This window comes from Mycobacterium sp. TH-M15, from assembly GCF_057473705.1.
On sequence record NZ_JBYCLB010000324.1, the window covers coordinates 1 to 2,307 of the forward strand.

A 2,307-nucleotide genomic window follows, 5' to 3' on the forward strand; every position below is an offset into this window, starting at 1 on the left:
TCGCACCGCCGTGGCGCACCCGGACCGCCCTGGGTCTGGGTGGCGCCGCCGGGATCTTGGCGCTGGTGGCGGTGGCACGCGCGCTACGCCGGCGGGCCGCCGGAGCCGTAGGAGCGGCGAGTCACGAAGAAGCGGCGGATGATTCCGACGCCGCCGACGCCGACTGATCCGAGCGGAGCGCTTTGACCACGCCGACGATGTTCGCTACCGCTGCGCTGGTCATCGGCTGGTCAGATTGCTCACGGTGAGAATCTCCGTGTCCTGAAACGGTCGTCCGTTCGGCCGAATCAGATCGTGGAACCAGACTTTCGGCACCGCGGTGTACGGCTGTTCCCAGGAGTCCCACGGTAGGTAGGTCTGGGTTTTGCCGGCGACGAAACCCCAGTTGATGGCGCCGACATTGTGCCGCTTGGCCACCGGCAGGATTCCCTCGATGGTGCTGCCCCGGCTGCGCGCCATGTACTCGGTGCAGATCATCGGCCGACCGAGCGGGGCGAGCTCGCTGATCCGCTCGGCGAACCCGGACGGCGGATCGTAGGAGTGGAAGGTGATCACGTCGGAGTTGTCCAGCTGGGTGCTGACGATGCCGCTGTCGCGGCCCGGGTTCGGCCAGGTGCCCTCCCACACCGCGCTGGTCAGCGGCTGTCGCACGCCGACGGAGCGCGCCCACTGGAACACCTGCGGCAGCAGCTCGCCGACCTGCTCGACCTTGTCCGGCCGTTCGATGCCGGCGTATTCACGAGCCGGATTGTCCGGCTCGTTCCACAGATCCCAGCCCAGCACCCGGTCGTCGGAGCGGAACTGGGTGAGCACCGAGGTGACGTAGCCGCGCAGGGTGCGTCGGTAGCCGGGATCGTCGATGCGCTCGGCACCCGGGCTCTGCACCCACCCGGAGTTGTGGATGCCGGGCCGGGGCGCGGGCTGCGCTCCGGGCTTGGGCAACGGGTTCCAGCAGGAGTCGAACAAGACGAACAGCGGCTTGATCCGATGACGGGCGGTGATCCCGACGAACTGACCGAGGCGGGCCTGGAAGCCCTGCGGGTCCTGAGCCCAGAGCAGATCGTGCAGGAAGACCCGCACGGTGTTGAGCCCGGCCGATCGCGCCCAGCCGAGTTCGGTGTCGATGCGCCGGGGGTCGTAGGTGCCCGGCTGGAACATCTCCAGCGGGTTGATGGCGTTCGAGGTGATGTAGTTGGCGCCGACCGGCCAGCCCTGCGCCTGATACCACCGGCCGGCCTGATCGACCGACCACCGGCCCGGGTCCGCGGTGGCACGCGGAACCGGGGTGAGCGCGGCCGCCGCCGTCAGCAGCAGCGGCAGCTTCACCGCGGTTCGTCGCCTCACCCAGTGACCATAACGCCCCGGAAGTTGCGGCCCGCGCCACGGACCGCGTTTCGCGGCTACGGATAACGCCGAGACCTGCGTGGGTTCCGCGGTGGCTTTTCCGGGAATCCCCACGCGATCACCCGGTTGCCGGGTTAGCGTTAAGGGCACGTCGCATGTGGGCGGAGGATGCCGGGTGAAGGCATATCGGACCGTGGTGGTCGGTACGGACGGATCGGAGTCGTCGCTGCGCGCGGTGGACCGCGCTGCCGCGATCGCCGTGGCGGCACAGGCCAAGCTGGTCATCGTGACCGGCTACCACACCCCGGAGACCGACCTGCGCGCGGCCGACGCACTCGGTGACGAGGCATACAAGGTGAGCGGCGGTGCGCCGATCTATGCGCAGCTGCACGAAGCCGCGGAGCGGGCCAGGAGCGCCGGGGCGACGAGCGTCGAGGAGCGGCCGATCCAGGATGCCCCGGTGGACGCGCTGGTCGACGTCGCCGAGCAGGCGGGAGCCGATCTGCTGGTGGTCGGAAACGTCGGGCTGAACGCACGGTCCGCCTTGGTCGGGCGGGTGTTTTCGGTTCCCGGGCGGGTCGCCACCCGGGCCGGGGTCGACATCCTGATCGTGCACACCACCGGGTGATCCGGTCGCCGATCGGGGCGACCAGAATCGAAGCGTAGTATCCGATGCTCGCATGGGCGAGAGAACCGAGGTGAGGCCGTGCCCGCAGACACCACCGCCGTCGCAGAAGACTTCGCCGGCATCGTCGGGGAAGCGCACCTGCTGACCGGCGAGCGGATCGGCCCGGACTACTGCCACGACGAGGCGCTGGTCGGCGCTGCCGTGACCCCCGGCTACCTGGCCCGGCCGCAGACCGCCGAGCAGGTCGCCGCGCTGCTGGCCGCGGCCACCGGGGCCGGTATCCCGGTGACCGCCCGGGGTTCGGGAACCGGCTTGTCCGGGGCGGCGCGGCCGTG

3 protein-coding genes are annotated in these 2,307 nt (G+C 70.2%); 2 read left to right on the top strand and 1 reads right to left on the bottom strand.

Annotated features, from left to right (window positions below; translation table 11 throughout):
- Positions 1-219: 219 nt before the first annotated feature.
- A complete protein-coding gene (locus AC2VNT_RS07810) occupies positions 220-1,344 on the bottom strand; it encodes a glycoside hydrolase 5 family protein (RefSeq protein WP_486946309.1) in 1,125 nt (374 codons plus the stop codon).
- 175 nt (positions 1,345-1,519) lie between these two features.
- Here AC2VNT_RS07810 and AC2VNT_RS07815 point away from each other — a divergent pair, with 175 nt between their 5' ends.
- Positions 1,520-1,972, top strand: a complete 453-nt coding sequence (locus AC2VNT_RS07815; RefSeq protein WP_486946310.1) for a universal stress protein — start codon at positions 1,520-1,522, stop codon at positions 1,970-1,972.
- Between the two features lie 78 nt (positions 1,973-2,050).
- The coding region (locus tag AC2VNT_RS07820) for an FAD-binding protein (protein ID WP_486946311.1) at positions 2,051-2,307 on the top strand (257 nt) is incomplete at its 3' end.